31 protein-coding genes are annotated in these 20,366 nt (G+C 37.6%); 6 read left to right on the top strand and 25 right to left on the bottom strand.

Features of this window, described 5'->3' with window-relative positions; all coding sequences use genetic code 11:
* Positions 1–63: 63 nt before the first annotated feature.
* The 18 genes from ACVWYG_RS12425 to ACVWYG_RS12340 form a co-directional block, all read right to left on the bottom strand.
* On the bottom strand, positions 64–675 hold the full coding sequence (locus ACVWYG_RS12425) for a hypothetical protein (protein WP_457270548.1): 612 nt from the start codon (positions 673–675) through the stop codon (positions 64–66).
* Positions 672–1,106: a hypothetical protein gene (locus ACVWYG_RS12420; RefSeq protein ID WP_457270547.1), complete on the bottom strand. Its 435-nt coding sequence runs from the start codon at positions 1,104–1,106 to the stop codon at positions 672–674. Before ACVWYG_RS12420 ends, ACVWYG_RS12425 begins: the two co-directional genes overlap by 4 nt.
* A 1-nt stretch (position 1,107) precedes the next feature.
* Positions 1,108–1,578 (bottom strand): hypothetical protein, encoded by a 471-nt coding sequence (locus ACVWYG_RS12415; RefSeq protein WP_457270546.1) that lies wholly within the window; start codon positions 1,576–1,578, stop codon positions 1,108–1,110.
* Between the two features lie 111 nt (positions 1,579–1,689).
* Complete coding sequence (locus tag ACVWYG_RS12410) at positions 1,690–1,848, bottom strand: hypothetical protein (RefSeq protein WP_457270545.1); 159 nt, start codon at positions 1,846–1,848, stop codon at positions 1,690–1,692.
* Between the two features lie 8 nt (positions 1,849–1,856).
* A complete protein-coding gene (locus ACVWYG_RS12405) occupies positions 1,857–2,111 on the bottom strand; it encodes a hypothetical protein (RefSeq protein ID WP_457270544.1) in 255 nt (84 codons plus the stop codon).
* On the bottom strand, positions 2,104–2,298 hold the full coding sequence (locus ACVWYG_RS12400) for a hypothetical protein (protein WP_457270543.1): 195 nt from the start codon (positions 2,296–2,298) through the stop codon (positions 2,104–2,106). Before ACVWYG_RS12400 ends, ACVWYG_RS12405 begins: the two co-directional genes overlap by 8 nt.
* A gap of 4 nt (positions 2,299–2,302) precedes the next feature.
* Positions 2,303–2,725: a DUF4406 domain-containing protein gene (locus ACVWYG_RS12395; protein ID WP_457270542.1), complete on the bottom strand. Its 423-nt coding sequence runs from the start codon at positions 2,723–2,725 to the stop codon at positions 2,303–2,305.
* A 228-nt stretch (positions 2,726–2,953) separates the two neighbouring features.
* Entirely contained in the window at positions 2,954–3,049 is a 96-nt protein-coding gene (locus tag ACVWYG_RS12390; RefSeq protein ID WP_457270608.1) for an SEC-C metal-binding domain-containing protein, read from the bottom strand.
* A gap of 71 nt (positions 3,050–3,120) precedes the next feature.
* Entirely contained in the window at positions 3,121–3,507 is a 387-nt protein-coding gene (locus tag ACVWYG_RS12385; protein WP_457270541.1) for a hypothetical protein, read from the bottom strand.
* A gap of 4 nt (positions 3,508–3,511) precedes the next feature.
* Positions 3,512–4,153: a DUF3164 family protein gene (locus ACVWYG_RS12380; RefSeq protein ID WP_457270540.1), complete on the bottom strand. Its 642-nt coding sequence runs from the start codon at positions 4,151–4,153 to the stop codon at positions 3,512–3,514.
* A 111-nt stretch (positions 4,154–4,264) separates the two neighbouring features.
* Positions 4,265–4,633, bottom strand: a complete 369-nt coding sequence (locus ACVWYG_RS12375; RefSeq protein WP_457270539.1) for a hypothetical protein — start codon at positions 4,631–4,633, stop codon at positions 4,265–4,267.
* The gene (locus ACVWYG_RS12370) at positions 4,624–4,986 is read right to left on the bottom strand and encodes a helix-turn-helix domain-containing protein (protein WP_457270538.1); all 363 of its coding nucleotides are present in this window, start codon (positions 4,984–4,986) and stop codon (positions 4,624–4,626) included. The genes ACVWYG_RS12375 and ACVWYG_RS12370 overlap by 10 nt, the downstream gene beginning before the upstream one ends.
* Positions 4,970–5,437, bottom strand: coding sequence for a hypothetical protein (locus ACVWYG_RS12365; RefSeq protein ID WP_457270537.1), 468 nt, complete (start codon positions 5,435–5,437; stop codon positions 4,970–4,972). The genes ACVWYG_RS12370 and ACVWYG_RS12365 overlap by 17 nt, the downstream gene beginning before the upstream one ends.
* A gap of 11 nt (positions 5,438–5,448) precedes the next feature.
* Positions 5,449–5,790 (bottom strand): DUF2528 family protein, encoded by a 342-nt coding sequence (locus ACVWYG_RS12360; RefSeq protein WP_457270536.1) that lies wholly within the window; start codon positions 5,788–5,790, stop codon positions 5,449–5,451.
* Between the two features lie 8 nt (positions 5,791–5,798).
* The gene (locus ACVWYG_RS12355; protein ID WP_457270535.1) at positions 5,799–6,494 is read right to left on the bottom strand and encodes a hypothetical protein; all 696 of its coding nucleotides are present in this window, start codon (positions 6,492–6,494) and stop codon (positions 5,799–5,801) included.
* Entirely contained in the window at positions 6,494–7,453 is a 960-nt protein-coding gene (locus tag ACVWYG_RS12350; protein WP_457270534.1) for an AAA family ATPase, read from the bottom strand. Before ACVWYG_RS12350 ends, ACVWYG_RS12355 begins: the two co-directional genes overlap by 1 nt.
* A gap of 6 nt (positions 7,454–7,459) precedes the next feature.
* Complete coding sequence (locus tag ACVWYG_RS12345) at positions 7,460–9,529, bottom strand: hypothetical protein (RefSeq protein ID WP_457270533.1); 2,070 nt, start codon at positions 9,527–9,529, stop codon at positions 7,460–7,462.
* Positions 9,530–9,535: 6 nt separating this feature from the next.
* Entirely contained in the window at positions 9,536–9,778 is a 243-nt protein-coding gene (locus tag ACVWYG_RS12340; protein ID WP_457270532.1) for a hypothetical protein, read from the bottom strand.
* A 95-nt stretch (positions 9,779–9,873) separates the two neighbouring features.
* On the opposite strand from ACVWYG_RS12340, the gene ACVWYG_RS12335 reads away from it, so the two are divergent.
* On the top strand, positions 9,874–10,290 hold the full coding sequence (locus ACVWYG_RS12335) for a hypothetical protein (RefSeq protein ID WP_457270531.1): 417 nt from the start codon (positions 9,874–9,876) through the stop codon (positions 10,288–10,290).
* 557 nt (positions 10,291–10,847) lie between these two features.
* Here the strand turns inward: ACVWYG_RS12335 and purB are convergent.
* On the bottom strand, positions 10,848–12,194 hold the full coding sequence (gene purB, locus ACVWYG_RS12330) for an adenylosuccinate lyase (protein ID WP_457270530.1): 1,347 nt from the start codon (positions 12,192–12,194) through the stop codon (positions 10,848–10,850).
* 148 nt (positions 12,195–12,342) lie between these two features.
* On the opposite strand from purB, the gene ACVWYG_RS12325 reads away from it, so the two are divergent.
* Positions 12,343–12,591, top strand: coding sequence for a hypothetical protein (locus ACVWYG_RS12325; RefSeq protein ID WP_457270529.1), 249 nt, complete (start codon positions 12,343–12,345; stop codon positions 12,589–12,591).
* Positions 12,592–12,658: 67 nt separating this feature from the next.
* On the opposite strand, the gene ACVWYG_RS12320 is transcribed toward ACVWYG_RS12325, so the two are convergent.
* Together ACVWYG_RS12320 and ACVWYG_RS12315 are read right to left on the bottom strand one after the other, a co-directional pair.
* A complete protein-coding gene (locus ACVWYG_RS12320; protein WP_457270528.1) occupies positions 12,659–12,877 on the bottom strand; it encodes a hypothetical protein in 219 nt (72 codons plus the stop codon).
* Between the two features lie 87 nt (positions 12,878–12,964).
* On the bottom strand, positions 12,965–13,165 hold the full coding sequence (locus tag ACVWYG_RS12315) for a hypothetical protein (RefSeq protein ID WP_457270527.1): 201 nt from the start codon (positions 13,163–13,165) through the stop codon (positions 12,965–12,967).
* A gap of 297 nt (positions 13,166–13,462) precedes the next feature.
* On the opposite strand from ACVWYG_RS12315, the gene ACVWYG_RS12310 reads away from it, so the two are divergent.
* The 3 genes from ACVWYG_RS12310 to ACVWYG_RS12300 all read left to right on the top strand — a co-directional run bounded on the left by ACVWYG_RS12310 (position 13,463) and on the right by ACVWYG_RS12300 (position 15,963).
* A complete protein-coding gene (locus ACVWYG_RS12310; RefSeq protein ID WP_457270526.1) occupies positions 13,463–14,035 on the top strand; it encodes an RNA polymerase sigma factor in 573 nt (190 codons plus the stop codon).
* On the top strand, positions 14,036–15,133 hold the full coding sequence (locus ACVWYG_RS12305) for a S1C family serine protease (protein ID WP_457270525.1): 1,098 nt from the start codon (positions 14,036–14,038) through the stop codon (positions 15,131–15,133). It begins immediately after the preceding gene.
* Positions 15,134–15,327: 194 nt separating this feature from the next.
* Positions 15,328–15,963, top strand: a complete 636-nt coding sequence (locus ACVWYG_RS12300) for a peroxiredoxin (protein ID WP_457270524.1) — start codon at positions 15,328–15,330, stop codon at positions 15,961–15,963.
* A 103-nt stretch (positions 15,964–16,066) separates the two neighbouring features.
* Here the strand turns inward: ACVWYG_RS12300 and ACVWYG_RS12295 are convergent, their stop codons facing one another.
* From ACVWYG_RS12295 to ACVWYG_RS12280, 4 genes are all read right to left on the bottom strand, one after another.
* On the bottom strand, positions 16,067–17,254 hold the full coding sequence (locus ACVWYG_RS12295; protein WP_457270523.1) for a THUMP-like domain-containing protein: 1,188 nt from the start codon (positions 17,252–17,254) through the stop codon (positions 16,067–16,069).
* Positions 17,255–18,532 (bottom strand): aspartate kinase, encoded by a 1,278-nt coding sequence (locus tag ACVWYG_RS12290; protein WP_457270522.1) that lies wholly within the window; start codon positions 18,530–18,532, stop codon positions 17,255–17,257.
* Between the two features lie 2 nt (positions 18,533–18,534).
* On the bottom strand, positions 18,535–19,002 hold the full coding sequence (locus ACVWYG_RS12285; RefSeq protein ID WP_457270521.1) for an N-acetyltransferase family protein: 468 nt from the start codon (positions 19,000–19,002) through the stop codon (positions 18,535–18,537).
* A gap of 83 nt (positions 19,003–19,085) precedes the next feature.
* A complete protein-coding gene (locus tag ACVWYG_RS12280) occupies positions 19,086–19,763 on the bottom strand; it encodes a YggS family pyridoxal phosphate-dependent enzyme (RefSeq protein ID WP_457270520.1) in 678 nt (225 codons plus the stop codon).
* A gap of 69 nt (positions 19,764–19,832) precedes the next feature.
* Here ACVWYG_RS12280 and ACVWYG_RS12275 point away from each other — a divergent pair, with 69 nt between their 5' ends.
* Complete coding sequence (locus tag ACVWYG_RS12275; protein ID WP_457270519.1) at positions 19,833–20,363, top strand: DUF4296 domain-containing protein; 531 nt, start codon at positions 19,833–19,835, stop codon at positions 20,361–20,363.
* Positions 20,364–20,366: the final 3 nt, after the last annotated feature.

The raw sequence follows: 20,366 nt of genomic DNA, 5'->3' as shown, positions 1-20,366 counted from the left end.
GTTTTGTAGCATTTTCAACAATTCTTTTTGCACTCTCGAAATACTCTATAGTCATAATTTCGTTTATTTAAGCCCCCTTTGGGGGTTGGGGGATGGAATCCAGTCTGTAGTATTACCTGTTCTATCTTTTACCGGAGATAAACCCAAGCTGCGTAAATGTTCCCAATAACCGCCCCATTGGTCCATTGGGAGTTTCTTTATAAATTCTGCACTATAGTTATTTGGATATTTGCCTTTGCCACCTGCGGCAATCTCTGCACGTAGCTCGTTGTAATATTTGGCAAGGTTGGCGATGCTCTGTTTGCTTTTAAAAATAAAGGTTTCAGATTCGAAGTAAACCTTAAGCAAGGCTTCATCTATTTTAATGCTTTTAATCTTACCGGTGTCGCTTGGGCTTACCTTATACTTAATTTCTTTGTATTTCTCGTACAGGCGGCAGAATAGGGCAATCTTATGGTTTGTAGGCACGGCTTTGGTAATAGTGAAACCTAATTTATTTAATTGCGGCAAATCTGCCTCTTTAAATGGGATATTGCTAAATAGTAGGTTATGCAGGGTTTCGCTCTTTAACGACTGTTTAAATGCCATTTTACAAGTAATTAAACATCCGCCTGCATCAAACTCTAAAGAGAAATCTCCTTGCGTTTTTAGGCTTGTAAGTTCGTAGGTTGTCATTGTGGCAAGGGGCTTGAAGGTGGTTTACTCTGTTGTTTAACTCTTATACGCTCCATTACTTCAGGCGATTCAATTCTTTCTATTTCAGTAAGCGCACAGTCTTCCATATTTTTTCCTACTGCATTACAAAGCGCACCTAAAGTAACCATTACTCCGCCAACCTCTTGATATGTTTCACCAGTGGGTCTATTGAATACATAATCTACCAGTAAAATCGCTTCCTCTTTAGTAGTTCCAACTGACTGACATAACTCGAGAGCTTCCTCTAAGAACCGGTGGCTTCTTTCATCTATATCATAAGCTATTTTCTCATTAAAGCAAATCAACATCCATTTTGAAATCCTAATTTGAATATTTCTTAAAACCCCACCATCTGCTCTGTTGTTAATGATTCTCTTAGCAGTTTGGCTGCCGATAGTAAAACCTTTCATATTATCCGTTTAATTTTAAGTAATAATCTGCCAATACTTTTGTTTCGAAGATGTAGAGCAGCGTGTTAAGCTCCTTTACATCCAAACTATTTAGCGGCTTTTTGTATTTCTGTGCGAGGCACCAAACATCTATTGCAGCAATTAACTCCTTGGTATCTTTACCCCACCGCATCTGACTTGCAATACCTATAAAAGATTTCCGCTGCTTATCACCAGGCTTGGGCGTAAACGCTAGGCCGTTCCCCCTTTGGGGGTTAGGGGGATGGGAGGGGTTTAACAACTGCATCCGTATCATCAATTCTCTATACTCGCCATCGGTAAGCGCTTTTAAACTATCGGTGCGGCCGTCGGTAAACTCAAAAACTTTGTCTTTATAATCTAGACCATGCTTTTTGCAAATAGCGAAGAGTTGGGCGTAATTTCGCTTTGAGCTTGAGGGTTGAAGGTTGAAGGTTGAGGGTTTGTTGATCATAATTAATATGCTCTATATGGATTAGTGAAGCCGCCCAGGTACAATCCAAAAATGATGATGGAAACGGCAGCGATAATAATTACGGTGATGATGATGTCTTTTCTCATAAATTTAAACTTGCTTTATTGCTTTAACCTTTAAAATCCTACCCTCATACACACTGCGAAAGTATAGTCTAGCTTTCCCTTCGTTCTCTGCTGCAATTAGCACGGTTTCGCCAACGCTTTGCAGGTTGTTAATCGGTTCGTAAAAGATTTTAAAGGCTTTCATGTATCGGCTTATTGTGCGATATCTACAGTTATCGGCTCATTGCCCGATATCGGTTCGTTTCTAAGAAATACCACCGAGGTATATTCTTTAAATTCTCTAGTCTGAGATTTTGCGTAGCGTTCTGAAGCTGTACTCGGATAGGCTGCAAACTTTCTATTTTTTATGCCTCTAAACACCCAAACGATTTTGTTTCTATCGCTGTGTAAGTAAAACCTATCCCCTGGGTAAAGGCTACTTATTTCGGTTACATCGCCTCTAGTCATGGGGTTTTGTGTTACAGGTTGCGGGTTGCGAGTTATGGGTTTGGGCGGTTAGACTTGTAACCTTTAACCCGTAACCCGTAACTTTTACCTTTCTTTTTGCTGCTTTCTTTCTGCTTATGCTATCCATCGCCACACCTAGTATGATCATCACCGCTATGAATGCTAAATAATTATATAAGTCTATCATGTTTTTATAAGCTAGTTTTGTCTGCAATAGACGTTAACAATGTTGGTATTTCGTACCTATCGGCGGTGTCGTTTTCCATTTGCGCACCCTTGCTCAAATACCAATCGGGCAGTAGGTTTATGTTATCTGCTACAGAAAGCAGCAGTAGGCAAATGCTCATTGCTAGTTTCCAATCTGTGCCTGGCGCAATAAAGTCCATTGGGTTGATTACAATGTAACCTCGTCTAGTTAATAGCTCTGCACGGTTGCTAAACTTCTGCTTGGTTTCCTCGTAATCTAAACCGGTTACTTTGCCGGCTATGTAAACGATCTCTAAACCGTTGTCTATTTTAAGCATCTCGATGGCGGCAGTTATTTTAATTACCTCTTCGGTTGCTTCTGTAAAAAGCTTCGTAAAGCCTTCGTTTATTTGTTTGTTAGCGTTCATTAATTTATTATGTTATAAATGACATAGATACACCCGCAACCCAAAGCCAAGAGCCCAATAACTGCAATAATGACAATGATGGTAATGCAAGCAAATAGTTTCTTATTCATGGCTAAGTAGTTAAAAGCCCCCTTCGGGGGTTGGGGGATTAAAAAATTTCGCAGATCTTTATGGTAGATTTTCTAAGCACATCTTCGCCACTTTTGGCGTTTACCATAATTGGCATCGTTATTTTTGATGATTACACTTTTTGTATTTAATACCAGAGCCACATGGGCAAGGCATATTCCGCTCTATCTTAGGATACTTCCTAACAAGAGGCATAGAAAATTTCTCGTCTACTCTCTCTAAATCGTTTGCCCTATAAGCTCTTATCATTTTCATGGTTTGGGGGATTAAAAAAGTTCGCAAATCTTAATGGTAGATTTTCTAAGCACATCATCGCCACTTTTAGCGTTTACCATCTTTTGGATGTTACTCGCAGAAGATAGCAGCGCATCTATTGCGGTAGCTGCCACCAATTGACCGGGCAACTCGGGGCGCATCATTGGCGATCCTTTTGCATCAAACTCTAATTTGATAACGATATCGAACTTATTGTCTGCCTTTTTAGCGGCGTTTAAAGCATCTGCCTTGGTAATTAAATTGTCGAGCTGCTTCTCTGCATCTCGCATCTTCTTATGGTCTGTAGATGATGCTTTTGCATCACCCGTAAAAATTGCCTTTTGTGCTTTTCTTACCTCTTTGGTAAGCGCTAATATTTCTGATTCGATGATATTCATAGTTTTAATCCTCTATTTTAATTGCTGAAAAGTTTAATTGTACATCGATGTACTCACCATGCGTATCTTTAATCCACACGCGGAAATACTCTTTGCTGCTTGGTCTGCGGATAGATTTATCTATTAGCCCCATAGCTTCGGCATAACGGGCATCATCCACTCTATCAGTGTATTTACGCAACCCCAATACTTGCTTATGGTCTAACTTGCCGTTACTGGTTTGGAAGGCGTCCATTATTACCGGCTTAATCCATTCTTTTGCACCTGCTAATCCGTCTTCAAAAACCTCGTCTAGCTTCGCCTTCGCCAATTCAATTGTATTTTCATCAAAAGTTGGTGGCTTGCTAATGGCTACTTCTACCTTAATGCTTCTATCGAAATTGTAAAAGGTAATGCCATGTTTCCCTTCTCTAGGCTCGCATTTGTTCTCAATGCAAAACGCCTCATAAAGCTGCTCTACCTGCGCTTTTAAATCGCTTTTAAATACCGTTAAAATGTTATGCGCTTTAACTGCATCCTTTGCTAGTTTGGCGACCGTGCGCTCTGCTTTCCGTTCGAGGCTAGTGGTTCTAGCATACGGGATTTTAATGCCGGCTTCGTCTTTCCAAAAGGTGTCGGCTGATTTTTGTTGGTTAATTGTTTTCATTTGATCTGTCTTTTTAAATTTTCTATTTGTTCGTTTTGTATTGTGATGATCTCGTCTTGAATTTTTACATAGTGCTTATACAAAATATTGATCTGCTCTGCGCCACTCCATTTAACTAATCGTTCTTTGTACACTTCTATCAACTTCTCCAGTTCTATTAATCGTTCCATATTCTCTATCTATTTGGTTAATGATGTCTTGTAGCACGTTCTTTTCAAAAATGTAATCGGTTGGCTGCACTACCGCTTCCATTTGGCCAAACCATATAAAAAGCGCCATTGCCTCTTCTTGGGGTATGGAGAAGCTGTAGCAGTTTTTAAAACTCATCTTATCCAACTTATTGCGCATTTTTAGTCTAACCTTGTTTATCAGCGCATCAATAAGCTTTTCGGCAGCATCGCCCGCAGGGTAATCGTTTAAAAGAAGCGTTACCATTTCATGCACTCGGGTTAGCTTCTCGCGGTTTAGGTTTACGCGCATAACCCCTCCATTTCTTCTGCAACCAAGGCCACTTTTTGTAAGAAGGATCTATCTTTGGTGTATATCTTATCTTCGTAGCATTTTACGCCGTAAAGTACCGTGCTGTGGTCCCGGTTAAATAAGTCGCCAATAGTATCACAGTTGTGTTTTTTATCCCTAAGTATTTTAAAGGCAATTTGGCGTGCTTCTACAAATTCGCTGTTTTTCCTAACACTCGTTAAATCATCAAAACCAACATTTAAAGCTTGGCACACAGCCAGAATAATCTCTTCGGCTTCGGTAACTTTTACCGCGTTTGCATTTGCTTTAGAGAATTGCAAAAGCTCATTTTGTAGGCTATTTAAGTTTTCCATATTTTCTATCTAAAAGTCTAAGTGTTTTGTTGTAGCGGTGCATAAAGGCATCATCGTGCATTAAGCGCTGTGGGTTGTGTATAAACATAAACTCGTCTATCAAATAGATATCGCCAACCGGCAGCGCCTGCAAAACCTGTAGCTCGCCATTTACATCTACCTCGTAGTAATCTTCTGTCTCTGTATTGGCAAATGGTAGAAAATCAAATTCATTGCGAGCTGCAATCTCATTATTCCAAAAGCCACTAAATACTGGAGAGTACTTTACATCGTTTAAAAATTGTATGGGATAACCGCTAAACATGCGGTTTAGAAATTCTTCGTACTGAGCAAACATAAAATCGAAATACATTTGCTCGGTCCATTGCAGCAGCTCGCACACCGCTTGCTTTTGCGTTAAGTCTATCTTTCTAATTTCCTCAACTCTGGTAATTTTGGTTAGTGTCTTCATATAGATGGGTGCTAATCGATTAATACAAATAGGTTATAATCATCAAATTCATATCCTTCCACTTGAGTAAGTTTGATTCCAATAGAGCCATCGATAAGCGGGAATCCTTCTGCATCTGCGAACCATGATATTACTCCGAATTCATTATAATTCTCAAGCGTGCTTATTCTTATCGCTTGCATTGCATATTTTTTCATCAACGCATCTATTGGATCTTCATCTTCATCATAATCCCACGTAAAAAAATCTAAATATTCTCTTGTCAATTCAGTATTAAATTTTTCAGTATCAACAATAAAACAGGCTCTTCCTTCTCCACAGTTGTAATCAAAATCATAGTTCTTTATCATCATTGCAGTTTTTAATGTTCGTAATATTTTATAGCGCCTTCAATCCAATTGGTGTAATATCCTTTAGTGCCTATGTAGCGGCCCTTGCTTATTGCCCTGTGCCCTTCTACCCAAATCTTTAAATCTGCATCGTAGTGTATGTCATCTGCGGGGCGGCCTTTCGGCTTTTTTCCATCTGCTTGGCTCACTAGAATAAAAAGCACCTCTGGAAACATTGCTTTAAGCTTTAACCAAGCTTTAAAATTTAAGCCCGAATATTGGGTGCTGTCGATAACGGCTATTTTGGCGCTGCGCCTTTTTTTAAGTCTGATAATTAAATCATCTATAGATTCTTTAACTAGCAGCACCTTGCCGTTAACCTCATTCATCCCCACTTTTCTAAAGGCATCTTGCATCGTTTTTCTCACGCCCTCTTCTAAACTGTTATAAATCACTTTCTCAAAATTGGCTAAGTACTTTACCATCTTCAGCACGAAGGTTGTTTTCCCATTGCCACTGTTGCCCCAAATAAACCACATGCCGTTGCGCTCTGGCTTACTAAAGGCTTCGAACCATTCGCCTGTAAAGTCGAATAGATCAAACTTTATTTTATCGAGCTCTTTGGGCGGGGTACCTTTCTGAACTCTAGTTTTCTTAGGCACATCTGGCGCATCGGTTTTAATAGCGATGCGCTTAGATGGTCGCTTTTTTATTTTGGCCTCTATCATTAGCGGCCGTTCCTTGCCGATTCATAATCTAGGTTTAGCACTAGGCAAACTAAGCGGAGCGTTAGATCTTTGCCAAGTCTTTCGCTTTCGCGGATGCAGGGTTTAAGCACATCGGTAAGCTCGCCGTAATTGTTGCAGTTGGTTTGCAACCACTTTTTTAATTCGGGCTCTATGTCGTTTATAAATAGCTCGAACTTGGTATTTATTTTAGGAATGTGTTTGATCTTGAATTTTATGCGACGAAACAGTTGCGCCACACCTGGTTGTTTCTTAGAAATTAACTTATCTATGTTGGCAATGAGCTCTGGAGTGCCTAACAAAACAGTTGGACAAATACCAAGCAGCACATCATAAATTTCTTTGTAGGCACAAAGCGCAGCAGGCTTCATATATTCGGCCTCATCGAAAATTAAAACAGGTTTTTTGCCGCTGTCTCTTAATCCGGCAAGCTTTCTACAGATGTAGTTTATTTTCATAGACCTAGAAGAACCGCTTCTTAAGTGCGTTATAAAATCTAGCTTTAACTCCAAAGCGATCTTGTTTAGCACGTCATTAAGCGTATCAGACGAGCCAATTTTTATAGAAAATAGGTCTGTAAACTTAGTTTTAAAGAAATCTGCGGTAAAGGTTTTACCTGCGCCAGTTTCGCCGATTAAAACGGACGTTTCTGCATATTCTCGTGCATCTGTTAAATTTGCTAGGATAAAGTTAAATTGGCGGGTTTGCTTAATACCTACACTATCGTTTTCTATTTTAAAGCCAATGATAGATGCCAAACGCTCAAAATACTTATCGGCGAAAGCTACACCGGTAGAGGTTGCAAAAATTCCCTTACGCATGTTAACCAGGTAACTTGCATTTACATCAGATTTTTTAGCAATCTCGTTCTGCGAAACTTGGTGTAAAGCCATGTAAGTTTCTAGCGCTTCTATAATCTCGGTTTTCTGTTCTATCTTCATGTTTGGTTATAAAAAGTCGTTAAAATTCAATTTTCCGTCGATGTAAGCATCTTGCGCCTCATCTTGGGTTTGTTCTGCTTGCTTTTGCACTTTGGCAGCTTCTTTTATCTCTATTCTACGCGCTTGGCTGTTTAATCTGGCGGCATTTCTATTGTCTTTATGCTGTCCGTTGCTGTCTACAATTAGCAGCTTGCCAAGGGTTTCTTGTAGGGCCGGTTGCTTATTCATTAAATCGCCCAAAACTTGGAAGTCGTGTTCTTGCACGTCGAGTATATCTTGCACCTGTGCTTTATTGAATTGATTAATTCTAGCAAGTTGATCTGCATCGCCAGCTTTTCGCTCTATTAAAGCCATTGGCTGCACGTGTTTTTCTGAGAGCATAAAGCGTAGGGTTGCATCTTCGTTCTCTGCAAGCACCTTTGTCATATCATCCGGATCGCATTTTAAAACCCAGTCGGTATTGCGGTGCTTTCTAAAGTTAGATTCAAAGCTTTCGTAGAAAAATGAATCACCGTTAATGGTTTTCTTTATCCCCTGACCTTCTAATCTGTTACTACGGCCGTAATCCTCGCCGATGTTGTGCAAATACTCTTCATGGGTCCAAGTCAGCTTTAAATCGCTAGATAGATTTTCCCAAGCATTTAAATAAGCTTCTTTCTTTGCTCTACGCTCGCCACTTATCATTGCTTCGATCTGATCTATACAGCCTTGCAAATCGGGGAAGGAGTGGCGGATCTTGTTTAAATATTCTGCATTTGGCTGTACTTCCTTGCGGGATGTAATTCCGAAACCAGACCAGTTGGCCTGTAATTGGCAAAAGTTCTTATTGAGGTGCTTAAAGTAAGGCTCTATCACCTTCGCCTTGGCGTTGTGCGCTCTAGCGGGTGTGTAAACCTTACTTAAACCCTCGTAAAATGGTGTTAAATTACCTTTACCATATCTATCTGTTTGTAATTGATGTACATGGTGCATTTCGCCAAATAATTCTTCGGTATGCTTTACAGCGTTGCGCATTGCACTCCGTATAAGTTCTGGCGTTTCGTGCGTGCCGATGGCGTAACCAATTGGGTATTTTTGACAAGGATCTAAAACCACCACCACCGTTAACCGGTTGTGATAGGTAACTTTAGAATAGCCTTTTCTGTCGGTTTCTCTTTGCTGATAAAGAAGTTCCACATCCCATCCGTCAATAGTCCAATAAAGCAATGGCGAAGTAGGTGCGCTACGTTTAACTTGCATAGCGTGGTTATTATCGTGGTGAGATTTACCGCGGCTGCCTGCATCTGCATACACTTGCCACTCAGATCTATAATTGGCAACCGTACCTTTGGTAATATTTTTCCATCCGCAAGTTTCGGCAGCCACATTGTAGAGCTTCATTACCTGCACATCATCTAAATTACGCCCAAGAGCCATAATTCTACGAAGCGCTGCCGTTTGTGCATCTTCGGTAACTTTTGCAGCGTTGTCGTTGCCCTCGTTGCCGTTAATCAAACCGGCATAGCCCATTTCTCTATAAACTTTAATCTTACCACGCAAACCACGATCGCTACTTGGAATTTTCCAACCGTAAGCAGGCTGCATGGTAGAAAGGATTTCTGTAAGGTTTTTTAAAGCACCGGCTGTAGAAGTTGTACCGCCCAAAGCTTTGCGCCATGCTTTTGCATCGCTCATTAAGCTAGTAATCACATTTAGCACAGTAGCTGTAGACGTGTACTCTCTAATCTTGTTAGGCTTTAAATGCTCGCCGTTATCTTTGGTGTAAGTGCTAAAGAATTGGTAAGCCCTGTAGTCGTTAACCAAAAGTTTTTTGATTGGCTCTTGGCGGGCAACTTTAGAAACATCGTATTTTTTAGCGATTTCGTTCTGTACAAATTCGGGCAGCGCATCTAATTGGTAAAGTGCTTCGGTACCTCGGCAAGCTCTCCGTTCTGTCTTTAGCTTTTTAGCGTTAGAGAGATTTACAAAGTCGTATTGTGTAATAATTGCACCTTCGCCAACAACGTTAGGCTTAGCCTCTTTGTTAACCAGCTCCTTGTAGGAAATGCAAAGTATATTGTTGTGATAGATTGGCATTGTAGATTATTTAGGGTTTTGCAACATTGATTTGCGGTTATTGATCACTCTTTGTAAAGCGGTAACCACCTGCTTATGATTTTTAGAATAGATGCGATTAAATGCAACTTCTGCGTTCTTAGAACTTATACCAACGAGCTCAGCCACAAGCAACCAATCGCCTTTGCGTTTGCCCTCCAATAGCTCAGTTAACTTTCCTTCGTATATTCCTTCAACATCGTTTTGAATTTCTAGCTTATTATCTTGCATATTGTTCTATATTTGTTCTATTAATGGCACAAGTATAGTATGATTATTTCATACTTGCAAGTTTTTAAGTATAATTATTTCATACTAAATTATTAATGTCGGATAACGAGAAGCTATTTGAGGTGTTTGAATACCTGAAGGGAGAGGGGCTGATAAAAACTCTAGTCGAGCTTTCGGGTGTCCTAAATACCAATAAGGCAGGTATTAACGACTTAAAAACAGGCCACAAGAAGATATCGATTGAAAATATTAGAGATATGAAAAATTCATACCCTCAAATAAATTTAGATTGGTGGCTTATAGATAGAGGAGATATGATTCTACCAGATAGAAATCTACCTATGGCAGCAGAGCCGGCTCCTCAGTATGATACAGTTTCAGATCGGCAAATTATCAACTCATTACATAAGGTAATCAGTGCGCAAGACAAAACTATTAATGCTCTAGAAACTGTTATCGCTTCTCAGACCGGCAAGAAGGACGTTCTCACTTCTTCTGCTGGGGTTCTATAGGGAAAACTAACAACAAAACTTCTACTTAAACTCTCACACACAATTTTTATAGTAAAATAATAACTGTAAGTAATTGTAATCATTTGTTTACTAGATAGATATACCTATGCTTAAAATGTCGCAAAATGGCTTTTTATAGGGTAGTACGAACGTTTTTAACGTTGTTAGGCTGTTTTTCGGAACTTTTAAAACCATGTTTTTAATATCCATTGTAATATGCAATCTAATATCCAATGCAATAAAAGCGTAATTTTTGGCAAAATAAGAAATCACAAATATTGCGTTTAAACGCTTGTTTTAAACACCACACAATTGATAATTAAAATACGTTTAAATACATTTTAAATATGATTATGGCCGTAAATGGTAAAGATTTAACCACTAGATCCGCTCGTATGGTACCGGAACGGTACATAACAGTAATAAGGAAGATTCGTTTAATTTTTGCTAAAGACATATCTAATGTTAAAAATGCCGTTTGCTGCATGCAATACCCGTTTTTTATCGGTTTTGCCGTTTATGGATTATGGAAGAAAGGTTTTACCCCCTATAAAAAGCTAAAAGATTCCCGTATAGGTAAAAGGAGTAATGGTTCTCAATTCAGCTTTTACATGTGCTGTTACAGCTAAGCCGTCTATAAAACTCGAAATACTTTCTGCATCGATTTTTGAATTTGTCCGAGTCAAATCCTTAAGTGCTTCATATGGATTCGGAAATTTTTCTCGTCTTAAAACAGTTTGAATTGCTTCTGCAACCACGGCCCAATTATTTTCTAAGTCTGCATTAAGCGCATCTTCATTTAATATAATTTTATCCAGGCCACGCAGTGTCGAGCTAAACGCAATTAAACTATGGGCAAAAGGGACACCAATGTTCCTTAACACAGTAGAATCTGTTAAATCTCGCTGCATCCTAGAAATAGGTAGTTTTGCTGCAAAAAACTCAAAGAGTGCGTTTGCAATTCCAGCGTTACCTTCGGCATTCTCAAAATCTATCGGATTTACTTTATGGGGCATGGCAGAAGAACCGATTTCACCTTCTTTTATTTTTTGTTTGAAATAATTTTTAGAGATATAAGTCCAAATATCTCTATCTAAGTCGATAATGATGTTATTGATGCGTTTCATCGCATCGCATTGGGCTGCAAATTGATCGTAATGTTCGATTTGAGTGGTATATTGCGCTCGCTCTAATCCCAATACCTCATTTACAAATTTGTTTGAGAATTTAACCCAGTCTACCTCTGGATATGCAATGTGGTGTGCGTTAAAATTACCAGTCGCACCACCAAATTTTGCGCTATTCGGCACCTGTTGTAAGCTTTTAAGTTGAATGGATAAGCGCTCTGTGAAAACTAAAAACTCTTTACCAAGTTTTGTAGGCGACGCAGGCTGTCCGTGGGTGTGCGCTAACATTGGGATATGAGCCCAAGTTTCGGATAAACTTTTTAGCTTTTCGATTAAAGTATTGATTGCCGGGTAATAACACTCATTCAAACCCAGCTTAATAGAATAGGGAATGGCGGTATTGTTAATGTCTTGTGAGGTAAGGCCAAAGTGAATAAATTCTTTATAGTCGTTAAGCAAAAGATCATCAAACTTTGCTTTGATAAAATATTCTACCGCTTTTACATCGTGGTTGGTTATCTTTTCGGTTTCCTTAATTTCCTCCGCATCAACTTCAGAGAACTCGCTGTAAATGTTTCTAAGCTTAGGGAATAATTTAATATCGAATTCTTCTAATCCAGGCAATTTTAAATCTACCAGCGATATAAAGTACTCTATCTCTACGAAAACGCGATATTTAATGAGCGCTGCTTCAGAAAAATAATTCGCCAATTGATCTGATGTCTTGCGGTATCTCCCGTCTATTGGAGAAATTGCTCGCAATGTGGTTAACTTCATGCCTGATTTTTTTAATTAAAGCGCAAATTTAAAAGAATTGATCGGCTTTTTTTCATTATGGCGGCTTAAGACTGTATAAATAAAAAAGGGCTTCAGAAATTTCCTGAAACCCTTTTAATAAATTAGATGAAATGTATAAAATTACATTTTGTTCATCGTAGTATCTTTTTTCATGGTGTCTGTCATCATCGTGTCTTTCATCGATGTGTCAGTAGACATCATAGATGTATCTGTTGTTGAGGAATCAGTGGCAGAAGCTTTCTTTTCAGAGGTACATGCAGCTACAGATAAAGACAAAGCGAAGGCAACAAAGCCTAATTTAAATGCATTTTTCATTTCTTTTGTTTTAAGTTTAATAATGATTACGCTTATTAATACTAAAAAACATAAAAGGTAACCCATTTTTTAAAAAAAAAGAAGGCTAAGGAAATTTTCCAAGCCTTCTTTTCAATTACTTGTTAAAACTAGTGTTTAACTTCAGTAGTAGTAGTTTTTACTTTTACAGAAGTATCTTTTACTGTAGAGTCATTTACAGTTGTATCAACACCTGTAGTGTCAGTAACAATAGTAGAAGAATCAGTCATAGTGGTATCTGCACCGTCAGCTTTTTTCTCTGAGTTACAAGCAGCTACTGATAATGATAAGGCTAAAGCTAAGAAGCCGAATTTAAATGCATTTTTCATTTTTTTCTTTTTTAAGGTAATTTAATTTAACGTTAATACGGGTTAAGGAAAAAGGTAACCCAAAAATTTTTAAAATAATTTTAAAGACTAGTTAGTCTTAGTTTCTGTTTTCTCTGTCGTAATTTTTACAGTGGTATCTTTTATTGTAGAATCTTTAACCATTGTATCCACATTTGCAGTATCTACCATAGTTGTGTCATTTGCAGTAGCTTTTTTTTCTGAGCTGCAAGCAGCCATACCTAGAGAAACAGCAACTGCTAAGAAGGTAAGTTTTAAAGTGTTTTTCATTTTTTTCTGATTGAGGCCGCAAAGGTATAGCTTATTTTAATAAATCCTAATGCTTCTAAATAATTATTTTCAAATGCTTATTCATATCCGGTCATTTTTTGATCTTTTTTGTTGATCATGTGTGCGGTACAGCATCATATTTAAAATTTAATATTTTTGCTTACCGGATTGTTATCAAATTAGCTTACTCTAAGATGCCTGCAACGCGCTTACCGGTAACATTATGAGGTTAAGTTGCCTTCAACACAATTTTTTACCTATTATTGGGTTACTTTTTAACATAAAATGTATTAACTGGTGAAGTTTACTTTGAGAGAATCCGTGCCGACAGATAGGGAAGTAATTTTAGGAATTTTAAATAATTCTGGAGATGTACTTAGTAGGTTGTACAAAGCTTATTTTGCCATGGTGTTGCAATTGGTTTTAAATAATAACGGCAGTGAAGATGATGCAAAGGATGTTTATCAGGAAGCGATTATCGTACTGCACGACAAGGTAAAGCAAGGTAGCTTTGAGCTTACCAGCAAGTTAAAAACCTATATTTATTCTGTTAGCAGAAGAATTTGGTTAAAAAAACTTGCTAGTCAGAGTAAAAAGGTGGGGAACATTACAGATTATGAAGAGTTTTTGGAAGTTGAAGAGGATGTAGAGGATTTTGAACAGAAGGAAGCGCATTTTGATAAGATGCATTCAGCATTAATTACGTTGGGCGAACCCTGTAAAACAATTATTCAGGATTTTTACCTCCATAGTTTATCCATGAACGACATTTGTGAGAAATTCGGATACACAAATACAGACAATGCCAAGACACAGAAATACAAGTGTTTACAGCGATTAAAGAAGTTGTTTTTTAAGACAAAAGATTAAATGAGAAACGAGTTAGAACTAGCGACAATTATAGAAGACTATCTTCTGGGTAATCTTACCAAAGAGGAATCGGTGTCGTTTGAGTTATTGCGTAAAAATGAGCCTGCCATAGATCACCAGGTTGTTACACATAAATTTTTTTTAGATTCGATGGATATTTATGCTTCGAGACTGCAGTTAAAAAATCAACTCAATACCATTCACAATCAAATAGACGTTGTTGCCCTCGCAAATGAACTTAGACCCCATCCTTCTAAAATTGTTGGCATTTGGCGTAAAAACAAGGCACTTATCGGAATAGCGGCATCTTTTATTGTTCTATCTTTAATTTCTATTTATTCCATCCAGCACAGTAGTAAACAAGCTGACAGCTATTTACAAATGCGTAAAGATGTGGTTAGAGCAATAAAAAGTCAAAACAATTTAATAAGAAATATAAAAGTAAATGCCGAGACAAGCCAGCCTAAGGCCTTGAGGCCCGGTAACTATGGGGGTACTGGCTTTGCAATTTCTACAAACGGTTACATTGTTACTAATTTACATGTGGTTAGAGATGCTGATTCGATTTACATTCAGAACAGCAAAGGTGAGTCTTTCAAAGTAAAAGTTGTACATACAGACCCTTTGTACGACATGGCTATTTTAAAGATAGAGGATAATAAATTTAAAAATTTACTGGCCATTCCTTACACCATTAAGAAAAATAGTGCGGCCATAGGCGAGAATGTGTACACTTTAGGATATCCAAAGGATGATGCGGTATTGGGAGAAGGATATGTAAGTTCAAAAAATGGATTTGTGGGCGATACAACGCAGTATCAGGTTTCCATCCCAGTAAATCCGGGCAACAGTGGCGGCCCGCTTTTAGATAATTCTGGTAATTTAGTAGGTATCATCAGCGGTAAGGAAAGTCAGGCCGATGGTGCAGCTTTCGCTATAAAGGCTACCTATATATTGGAGGCAATTAACGCAATACCTGCCGATTCGCTCGGTAAAAGACCATCTACAAATCATAAAAGTGCACTTTTTGGACTAAAACGTACTAAGCAAATAGAAAAACTGCAAGACTATGTTTTTATGATTAAGGTATATAACTAACTAATCCAATTAGTTAACATAGGACGCAACTTTTTTAGATTAAGGTTTTTTCGCTTTTATCCATCCTAAGCTTAAAAATCCTTCGGTGACCTATAATTGTGGTTTTACGGACATATTATTTCCATAGCAAATTAAAACTACTATTTTAGTATACTTTTATGTAAGTTTGTTTTATTAACATTAAACATAAAATTATGAGTATTAGAATAGGAGATACTGCGCCAAATTTTCAGGCTGAAACCTCAATAGGAAAAATAGATTTTTACGATTATTTAGGAGATAGTTGGGGGGTTTTATTTTCTCACCCTGCAGATTACACCCCTGTTTGCACAACGGAACTTGGTAGAACCGCTGCTTTAAAAGGAGAGTTCGAAAAAAGAAATGTTAAAGTTCTCGCATTGAGTGTTGATTCAGTAGATTCTCACAAAGGATGGATTAGCGACATTAACGAAACACAAAACACAACTGTAGATTTTCCCATTATTGCAGATCCAGAAAAAAAAGTAGCAGATTTGTACGATATGATTCACCCTAATGCTTCGGAAACACTTACCGTAAGGTCGTTATTTGTAATCAGTCCCGATAAAAAGATTAAATTAATGATCATTTATCCTGCTTCTACTGGCAGAAATTTTAATGAGGTGCTTCGAGTAATAGACTCTCTGCAGCTTACCGCAAATTATAGCGTATCCACGCCTGCCGATTGGGAAGATGGACAAGATGTAATTGTTTCTGGAGCCATAAAAACAGAAGATATTCCTGCTAAATTCCCAAAAGGATATAAAATTATCAAACCGTATTTAAGAACTACGCCGCAGCCCAATAAATAGACAAAACTGTACATTGCTTTTTGTGGCCTTTTTAAACCGCAAACGCTATTAAACTTTTTGTTTGACAGCGTTTGCGGTTTTTGATGTCTTTTTGTTTTACTTTTTAATAGTACTGAAGTATTTTTGCCTCTATCACTATATTTTTTTCTCCAGATGCTTTACAAAAAATCAAAAATGCTTCGTCACCCGGCTTTATAGCATATTTCTTAACCAATTCTTCTGCTTTTGCAGGATAGTTTCTGACGATCACGTTACTTTTTAACTGCATTTTTCTTTTTATATCCTTACTATTCATCACTCCCGAAATCTCGAAAATTCTTCCAGGAAAATTAATGTTTTTTTGTGTAGAGACAAATAATTGGGTGTTGGGGTTTAGTTTTTCGAGTCCGTATTGCAACGCAATCAAATCTTGTATTCCTGCTTTGAGCACGGCCGCATCAGGTTCGTAAAGAAATAACCCCGGAAATATATTGTCCGCAAAAATGCTAAGATGGAATAATTCTTGTCTGTAAAAAGAAGCCCTTTTTACTTGGTTGTTGAGGGTGGTTGCTATAATTTTTACCTTTCCACTAAAACTCTTCTCCATAAGCCATAGCAATTCTTTGCATTCATTTTTTATGCTAATTACGTGTACTTCTTTTACGTGTTTCAATTCTCGTAATCCTGCATCAATGTCTAACAGAGGAGAAGTTTTTAACATTAAAACATCCGTTTTAGTCAATAAATCATCAAGATGTAAGGGGATATTTGGTGTACAGTCGGCCAATTTAAAAACCTTTCCAGTACTGCCTCGACGTGCTGGATCTGCATAGATGGTATTCCATCTGCGGTTCTCTTGCTTTATAAATAAAATTCCATCCGTTTTCAAAAAAACGATATTTCCTGCCTCAAGCTTTTGCGCATTGTGTTGGGCTATGTCAGACAAATCCTCATTAATTTCACAGTGAATCACACTTTTGTTCTGTTGTGCAAAATAAAAAGCGTCAATCCCAAAACCTCCTGTAAGGTCTATAAGTGTTTCGCTTGGTACAATAGATGCTTTATGCTTCGCCGCGATTTCAGAGGAAGTTTGTTCAATAGATAACGAAGCTGGATAGTAAATACAAGCTGCGTTAAACCATGTGGGAAGCTTTTTTTCTGCCTTTGTTTTTGCCAAAATCTGCGCGGCTAAGGCTGCAGAAGAGACATCAGGAAACGGGCTTTTTGCAAGCGCAATTTCAGCTGGATCCGCATTTAGATTTTTCGTAATAAAATTCTGTACCTGTGGTTCTAAAATGGCAATGTTCAGCATTTAGGATAAACCATTCGATAAATTTTTCATGACCATTTGACACGTATGTCTACTTTTCACCTCCAACAGTATTTCTTTGTTAACTATTGTTCTTTTTATGGTTTGGTCATCATAATGCCTGATGGTAACCAACTCCAGATTTTTATTATACTTTACCATAAAATCCACAGAAAGCACCTCTAAGAGCTTTTTTATTGCGCCCTCATCATCGTCTACACTGACAGAAAAACTCATTGCAGAGTTTAACATTGTATTTATTTTAATGTGATGTTTATGAAAAACGTCGAAAATTTTGCTTAAATTTTCCTCAATAATGAAAGAGTAATCTTTCGGAAAAATAGATATTAGGGCTTGGTTTATTTTAAAGATAAACGATGGTATTGGTAAAGGGTTTGCGGTATTATTTATTACTGTTCCTTTTTCTGCGGGTTGCAAAAAAGACTTTACATACAAAGGTATATTTTTATTTTGCAGAGGTTTGATAGTTTTCGGATGAATGACTGTCGCACCATAATAAGTAAGCTCGATGGCATCGTAGTAGCTTAATTGATCTATTTTTTTAGTTTCATCAAACCATTTAGGATCTGCATTTAACACTCCCGGTACATCTTTCCAGATCGTTACTGCATCTGCATTTAAGCAATAAGCAAAAATTGCAGCCGAATAATCTGAACCTTCCCTTCCCAATGTAGTGGTGTAATTTTCTGTAGTGCCTCCAATAAAACCTTGGGTTACCACAATGCTTTTGCTTAATGTTAATGATAAATCCTCCTGTATTATTTTTTCTGTCTTCTGCCAGTTTACCTTCCCTTCTCGGTGGGTATTGTCTGTTTGAATATAGCTCCTTGCATCTGCCCAAATACTTTTTTGCCCGCAGTGGTTGAGCCAAGCAGCTATAATCTTAGTGGACGCGATCTCGCCAATCGATACAATTTGGTCGTAAATGTAGTCGTCGTTCTCATCTGCTGAATCTTCTATCAACCAATCAATCTCTACAAATACATTTGCAACATCATCATGAACAGCGTTTTGATTGCCACCAAACAATTCATCAATTAAGTCAAAATGAAAGTTTTTAATCTCCTCAAAAATTTGATGGATTTCTTGACTTTTACTTAAATATGCTTTAGTTAAATTCTCTAGCTGATTGGTAGTTTTGCCCATTGCAGAAACTACGATTAATAGGGCTCCAGTGTTGTAACTTTTAACAATTTCTGCCAGATTTATCACTCCAGCTGCATTTTTTACTGAAGCACCGCCAAATTTAAATACATCCATGGTTAAAATTTGCTTATTTTTTCTGCGCTGAACGATGCATTTAACCAGCCAATTTCTATTTCTGCATTGTATTTGTGGTAAAAATCTAATGCGGGCTTATTCCAGTCTAGCACCTGCCAAACCATACCATTGTAGTGGTCATTTTTGGCAACTTCGATCACTTTTTCAAATAGGCGTTTGCCAATTCCTTTTCCTCTAAATTTTTCGGTTACGATAAAATCTTCCAAATACAATCTGCAGCCTTTCCAGGTGGAGTAACGAGTATAATAGAGCGCAAATCCAACTGTATTCCCATCTACTTCTGCAATAAAAGCATCCCAAACTTTGGCAGTTCCAAACCCTGCATCTCTAAAATGGGCTAAATTTACCGTCACCTCCTGTGGCGCACGTTCATAAAGTGCAAGCTCGTTTATTAAAGTTAAAATGGCTTCGCAATCTTCTAATTCTGCTTTTCTGATGTTTAAATTCATGTGTATAATCTCTTTATCTTCTTAAAAAGTGTTGGCTATAAAAACAGAATAGCCAAAAAATCAAAGAAATATTTTGCTTTACTTTAGTCTTTTGACGTTCTGCTTCCAAAAATATTGCTTCCAATCCTAACCATGGTACTTCCTTCTGCTATGGCTAATTTGTAATCTCCACTCATACCCATAGAAAGTTCTTTAAATGTCGCTTCGTTCCTAAAGAAACTTACCTTAATTCCATCAAAGAAAACTTTCAACTCCTTAAATTCAACGCTCAATTGTTTTTCATTTTCTGTATTCGTGGCGATGCCCATTAACCCTGTTATTTTTACATTTTTAAGGGCTAAATATTCTTCAGACCTAAGCAACTCGATCACTTCATCAAAATCTAATCCAAATTTAGTTTCCTCATCGGCGATGTACACTTGCAATAAACAATCTATAATTCTTTCGTTTTTTGCAGCTTGCTTATTAACTTCTTGTAGAAGTTTTAAACTATCTACACCATGTATCAACTCTACAAATGGAGCAATGTATTTTACCTTATTACTCTGCAAATGGCCGATAAGATGCCAGTGAATATCTTTTGGCATTTCCTCCTGTTTTTTACACATTTCTTGTACATGGTTCTCTCCAAAAATTCTTTGTCCGGCCTCATACGCTTGTAGAAGATCTTCCTTTGGTTTTGTTTTAGAAACTGCAATGAGCATCACTCCCTGGCTCTCAACCTCATTTTTATATTTCTTTATGTTATCAGCTATGCTCATTTATACCTATTTTTGGTAAAATTAACAACCTTGCCGAAATTTTGGCAACAATTACTGTTTTAATTCTGAATGAGAAAAATATTTTTGGCTTTACTTTTAAGTATTTTTTGGCTTGCCTGTAGCAACAGCGTTCCAAATGGCATAATAAAGCCAGATAAAATGGAAAACGTTATATATGATGTTCATGTAGTAGATGGATATATTTCTAACATTTATCCAGAAGATTCTGCCAAAAAAGTGGCTTCTCGGTATTATAATGGAATCTATAAAAAATTCGATATTGATTCAGTTCAGTTTACTGAAAGTCTGGCTTATTACTCCGAGAAGCCCGTACAGTTAGAGAAGATGTACAAACGGATTTCGACAAGATTAAAGGCGCAAAAACGTTATATGGACCAGCGAGATTCCATCGCGCTTAAGAAGGCGCTCAAAGCGGATTCTATAAAATTGAAACTTCAGGCAAAAAAGGACTCTATTGCATTTGCAAAAAAGTTAAAGGCAGACAGTTTAGTGAAAAAAATTAAGCCGAAGAAAAAGTTGACTTTACCTCGCAAGAAGGTTAAAAAGAATCTTCTACCGATAAAGAAAGAAAGTTTTTAAGTT

The organism is Pedobacter sp. UYEF25 (genome assembly GCF_054061655.1).
The sequence above is the reverse complement of the archived record's forward strand: the minus strand, read 5'-3'. Positions and strand labels throughout refer to the sequence as shown.

Bases quoted from the DNA above. Each gene is read 5' to 3' on its own strand.
- ACVWYG_RS12275 (WP_457270519.1), top strand. From the start codon at position 19,833: ATGAGAAAAATATTTTTGGCTTTACTTTTAAGTATTTTTTGGCTTGCC.
- ACVWYG_RS12315 (WP_457270527.1), bottom strand. From the start codon at position 13,165: ATGAAAAACACTTTAAAACTTACCTTCTTAGCAGTTGCTGTTTCTCTA.
- ACVWYG_RS12345 (WP_457270533.1), bottom strand. From the start codon at position 9,529: ATGCCAATCTATCACAACAATATACTTTGCATTTCCTACAAGGAGCTG.
- ACVWYG_RS12280 (WP_457270520.1), bottom strand. From the start codon at position 19,763: ATGAGCATAGCTGATAACATAAAGAAATATAAAAATGAGGTTGAGAGC.
- ACVWYG_RS12400 (WP_457270543.1), bottom strand. From the start codon at position 2,298: ATGATAGACTTATATAATTATTTAGCATTCATAGCGGTGATGATCATA.
- ACVWYG_RS12390 (WP_457270608.1), bottom strand. From the start codon at position 3,049: ATGCCTCTTGTTAGGAAGTATCCTAAGATAGAGCGGAATATGCCTTGC.
- ACVWYG_RS12385 (WP_457270541.1), bottom strand. From the start codon at position 3,507: ATGAATATCATCGAATCAGAAATATTAGCGCTTACCAAAGAGGTAAGA.
- ACVWYG_RS12410 (WP_457270545.1), bottom strand. From the start codon at position 1,848: ATGAAAGCCTTTAAAATCTTTTACGAACCGATTAACAACCTGCAAAGC.
- ACVWYG_RS12355 (WP_457270535.1), bottom strand. From the start codon at position 6,494: ATGATAGAGGCCAAAATAAAAAAGCGACCATCTAAGCGCATCGCTATT.
- ACVWYG_RS12370 (WP_457270538.1), bottom strand. From the start codon at position 4,986: ATGGAAAACTTAAATAGCCTACAAAATGAGCTTTTGCAATTCTCTAAA.
- purB (WP_457270530.1), bottom strand. From the start codon at position 12,194: ATGAAGTTAACCACATTGCGAGCAATTTCTCCAATAGACGGGAGATAC.
- ACVWYG_RS12405 (WP_457270544.1), bottom strand. From the start codon at position 2,111: ATGACTAGAGGCGATGTAACCGAAATAAGTAGCCTTTACCCAGGGGAT.
- ACVWYG_RS12420 (WP_457270547.1), bottom strand. From the start codon at position 1,106: ATGAAAGGTTTTACTATCGGCAGCCAAACTGCTAAGAGAATCATTAAC.
- ACVWYG_RS12305 (WP_457270525.1), top strand. From the start codon at position 14,036: ATGAGAAACGAGTTAGAACTAGCGACAATTATAGAAGACTATCTTCTG.
- ACVWYG_RS12295 (WP_457270523.1), bottom strand. From the start codon at position 17,254: ATGCTGAACATTGCCATTTTAGAACCACAGGTACAGAATTTTATTACG.
- ACVWYG_RS12360 (WP_457270536.1), bottom strand. From the start codon at position 5,790: ATGATGATAAAGAACTATGATTTTGATTACAACTGTGGAGAAGGAAGA.
- ACVWYG_RS12395 (WP_457270542.1), bottom strand. From the start codon at position 2,725: ATGAACGCTAACAAACAAATAAACGAAGGCTTTACGAAGCTTTTTACA.
- ACVWYG_RS12290 (WP_457270522.1), bottom strand. From the start codon at position 18,532: ATGGATGTATTTAAATTTGGCGGTGCTTCAGTAAAAAATGCAGCTGGA.
- ACVWYG_RS12415 (WP_457270546.1), bottom strand. From the start codon at position 1,578: ATGATCAACAAACCCTCAACCTTCAACCTTCAACCCTCAAGCTCAAAG.
- ACVWYG_RS12335 (WP_457270531.1), top strand. From the start codon at position 9,874: ATGTCGGATAACGAGAAGCTATTTGAGGTGTTTGAATACCTGAAGGGA.
- ACVWYG_RS12365 (WP_457270537.1), bottom strand. From the start codon at position 5,437: ATGAAGACACTAACCAAAATTACCAGAGTTGAGGAAATTAGAAAGATA.
- ACVWYG_RS12380 (WP_457270540.1), bottom strand. From the start codon at position 4,153: ATGAAAACAATTAACCAACAAAAATCAGCCGACACCTTTTGGAAAGAC.
- ACVWYG_RS12300 (WP_457270524.1), top strand. From the start codon at position 15,328: ATGAGTATTAGAATAGGAGATACTGCGCCAAATTTTCAGGCTGAAACC.
- ACVWYG_RS12320 (WP_457270528.1), bottom strand. From the start codon at position 12,877: ATGAAAAATGCATTTAAATTCGGCTTCTTAGCTTTAGCCTTATCATTA.
- ACVWYG_RS12340 (WP_457270532.1), bottom strand. From the start codon at position 9,778: ATGCAAGATAATAAGCTAGAAATTCAAAACGATGTTGAAGGAATATAC.
- ACVWYG_RS12425 (WP_457270548.1), bottom strand. From the start codon at position 675: ATGACAACCTACGAACTTACAAGCCTAAAAACGCAAGGAGATTTCTCT.
- ACVWYG_RS12350 (WP_457270534.1), bottom strand. From the start codon at position 7,453: ATGAAGATAGAACAGAAAACCGAGATTATAGAAGCGCTAGAAACTTAC.
- ACVWYG_RS12285 (WP_457270521.1), bottom strand. From the start codon at position 19,002: ATGAATTTAAACATCAGAAAAGCAGAATTAGAAGATTGCGAAGCCATT.
- ACVWYG_RS12375 (WP_457270539.1), bottom strand. From the start codon at position 4,633: ATGCGCGTAAACCTAAACCGCGAGAAGCTAACCCGAGTGCATGAAATG.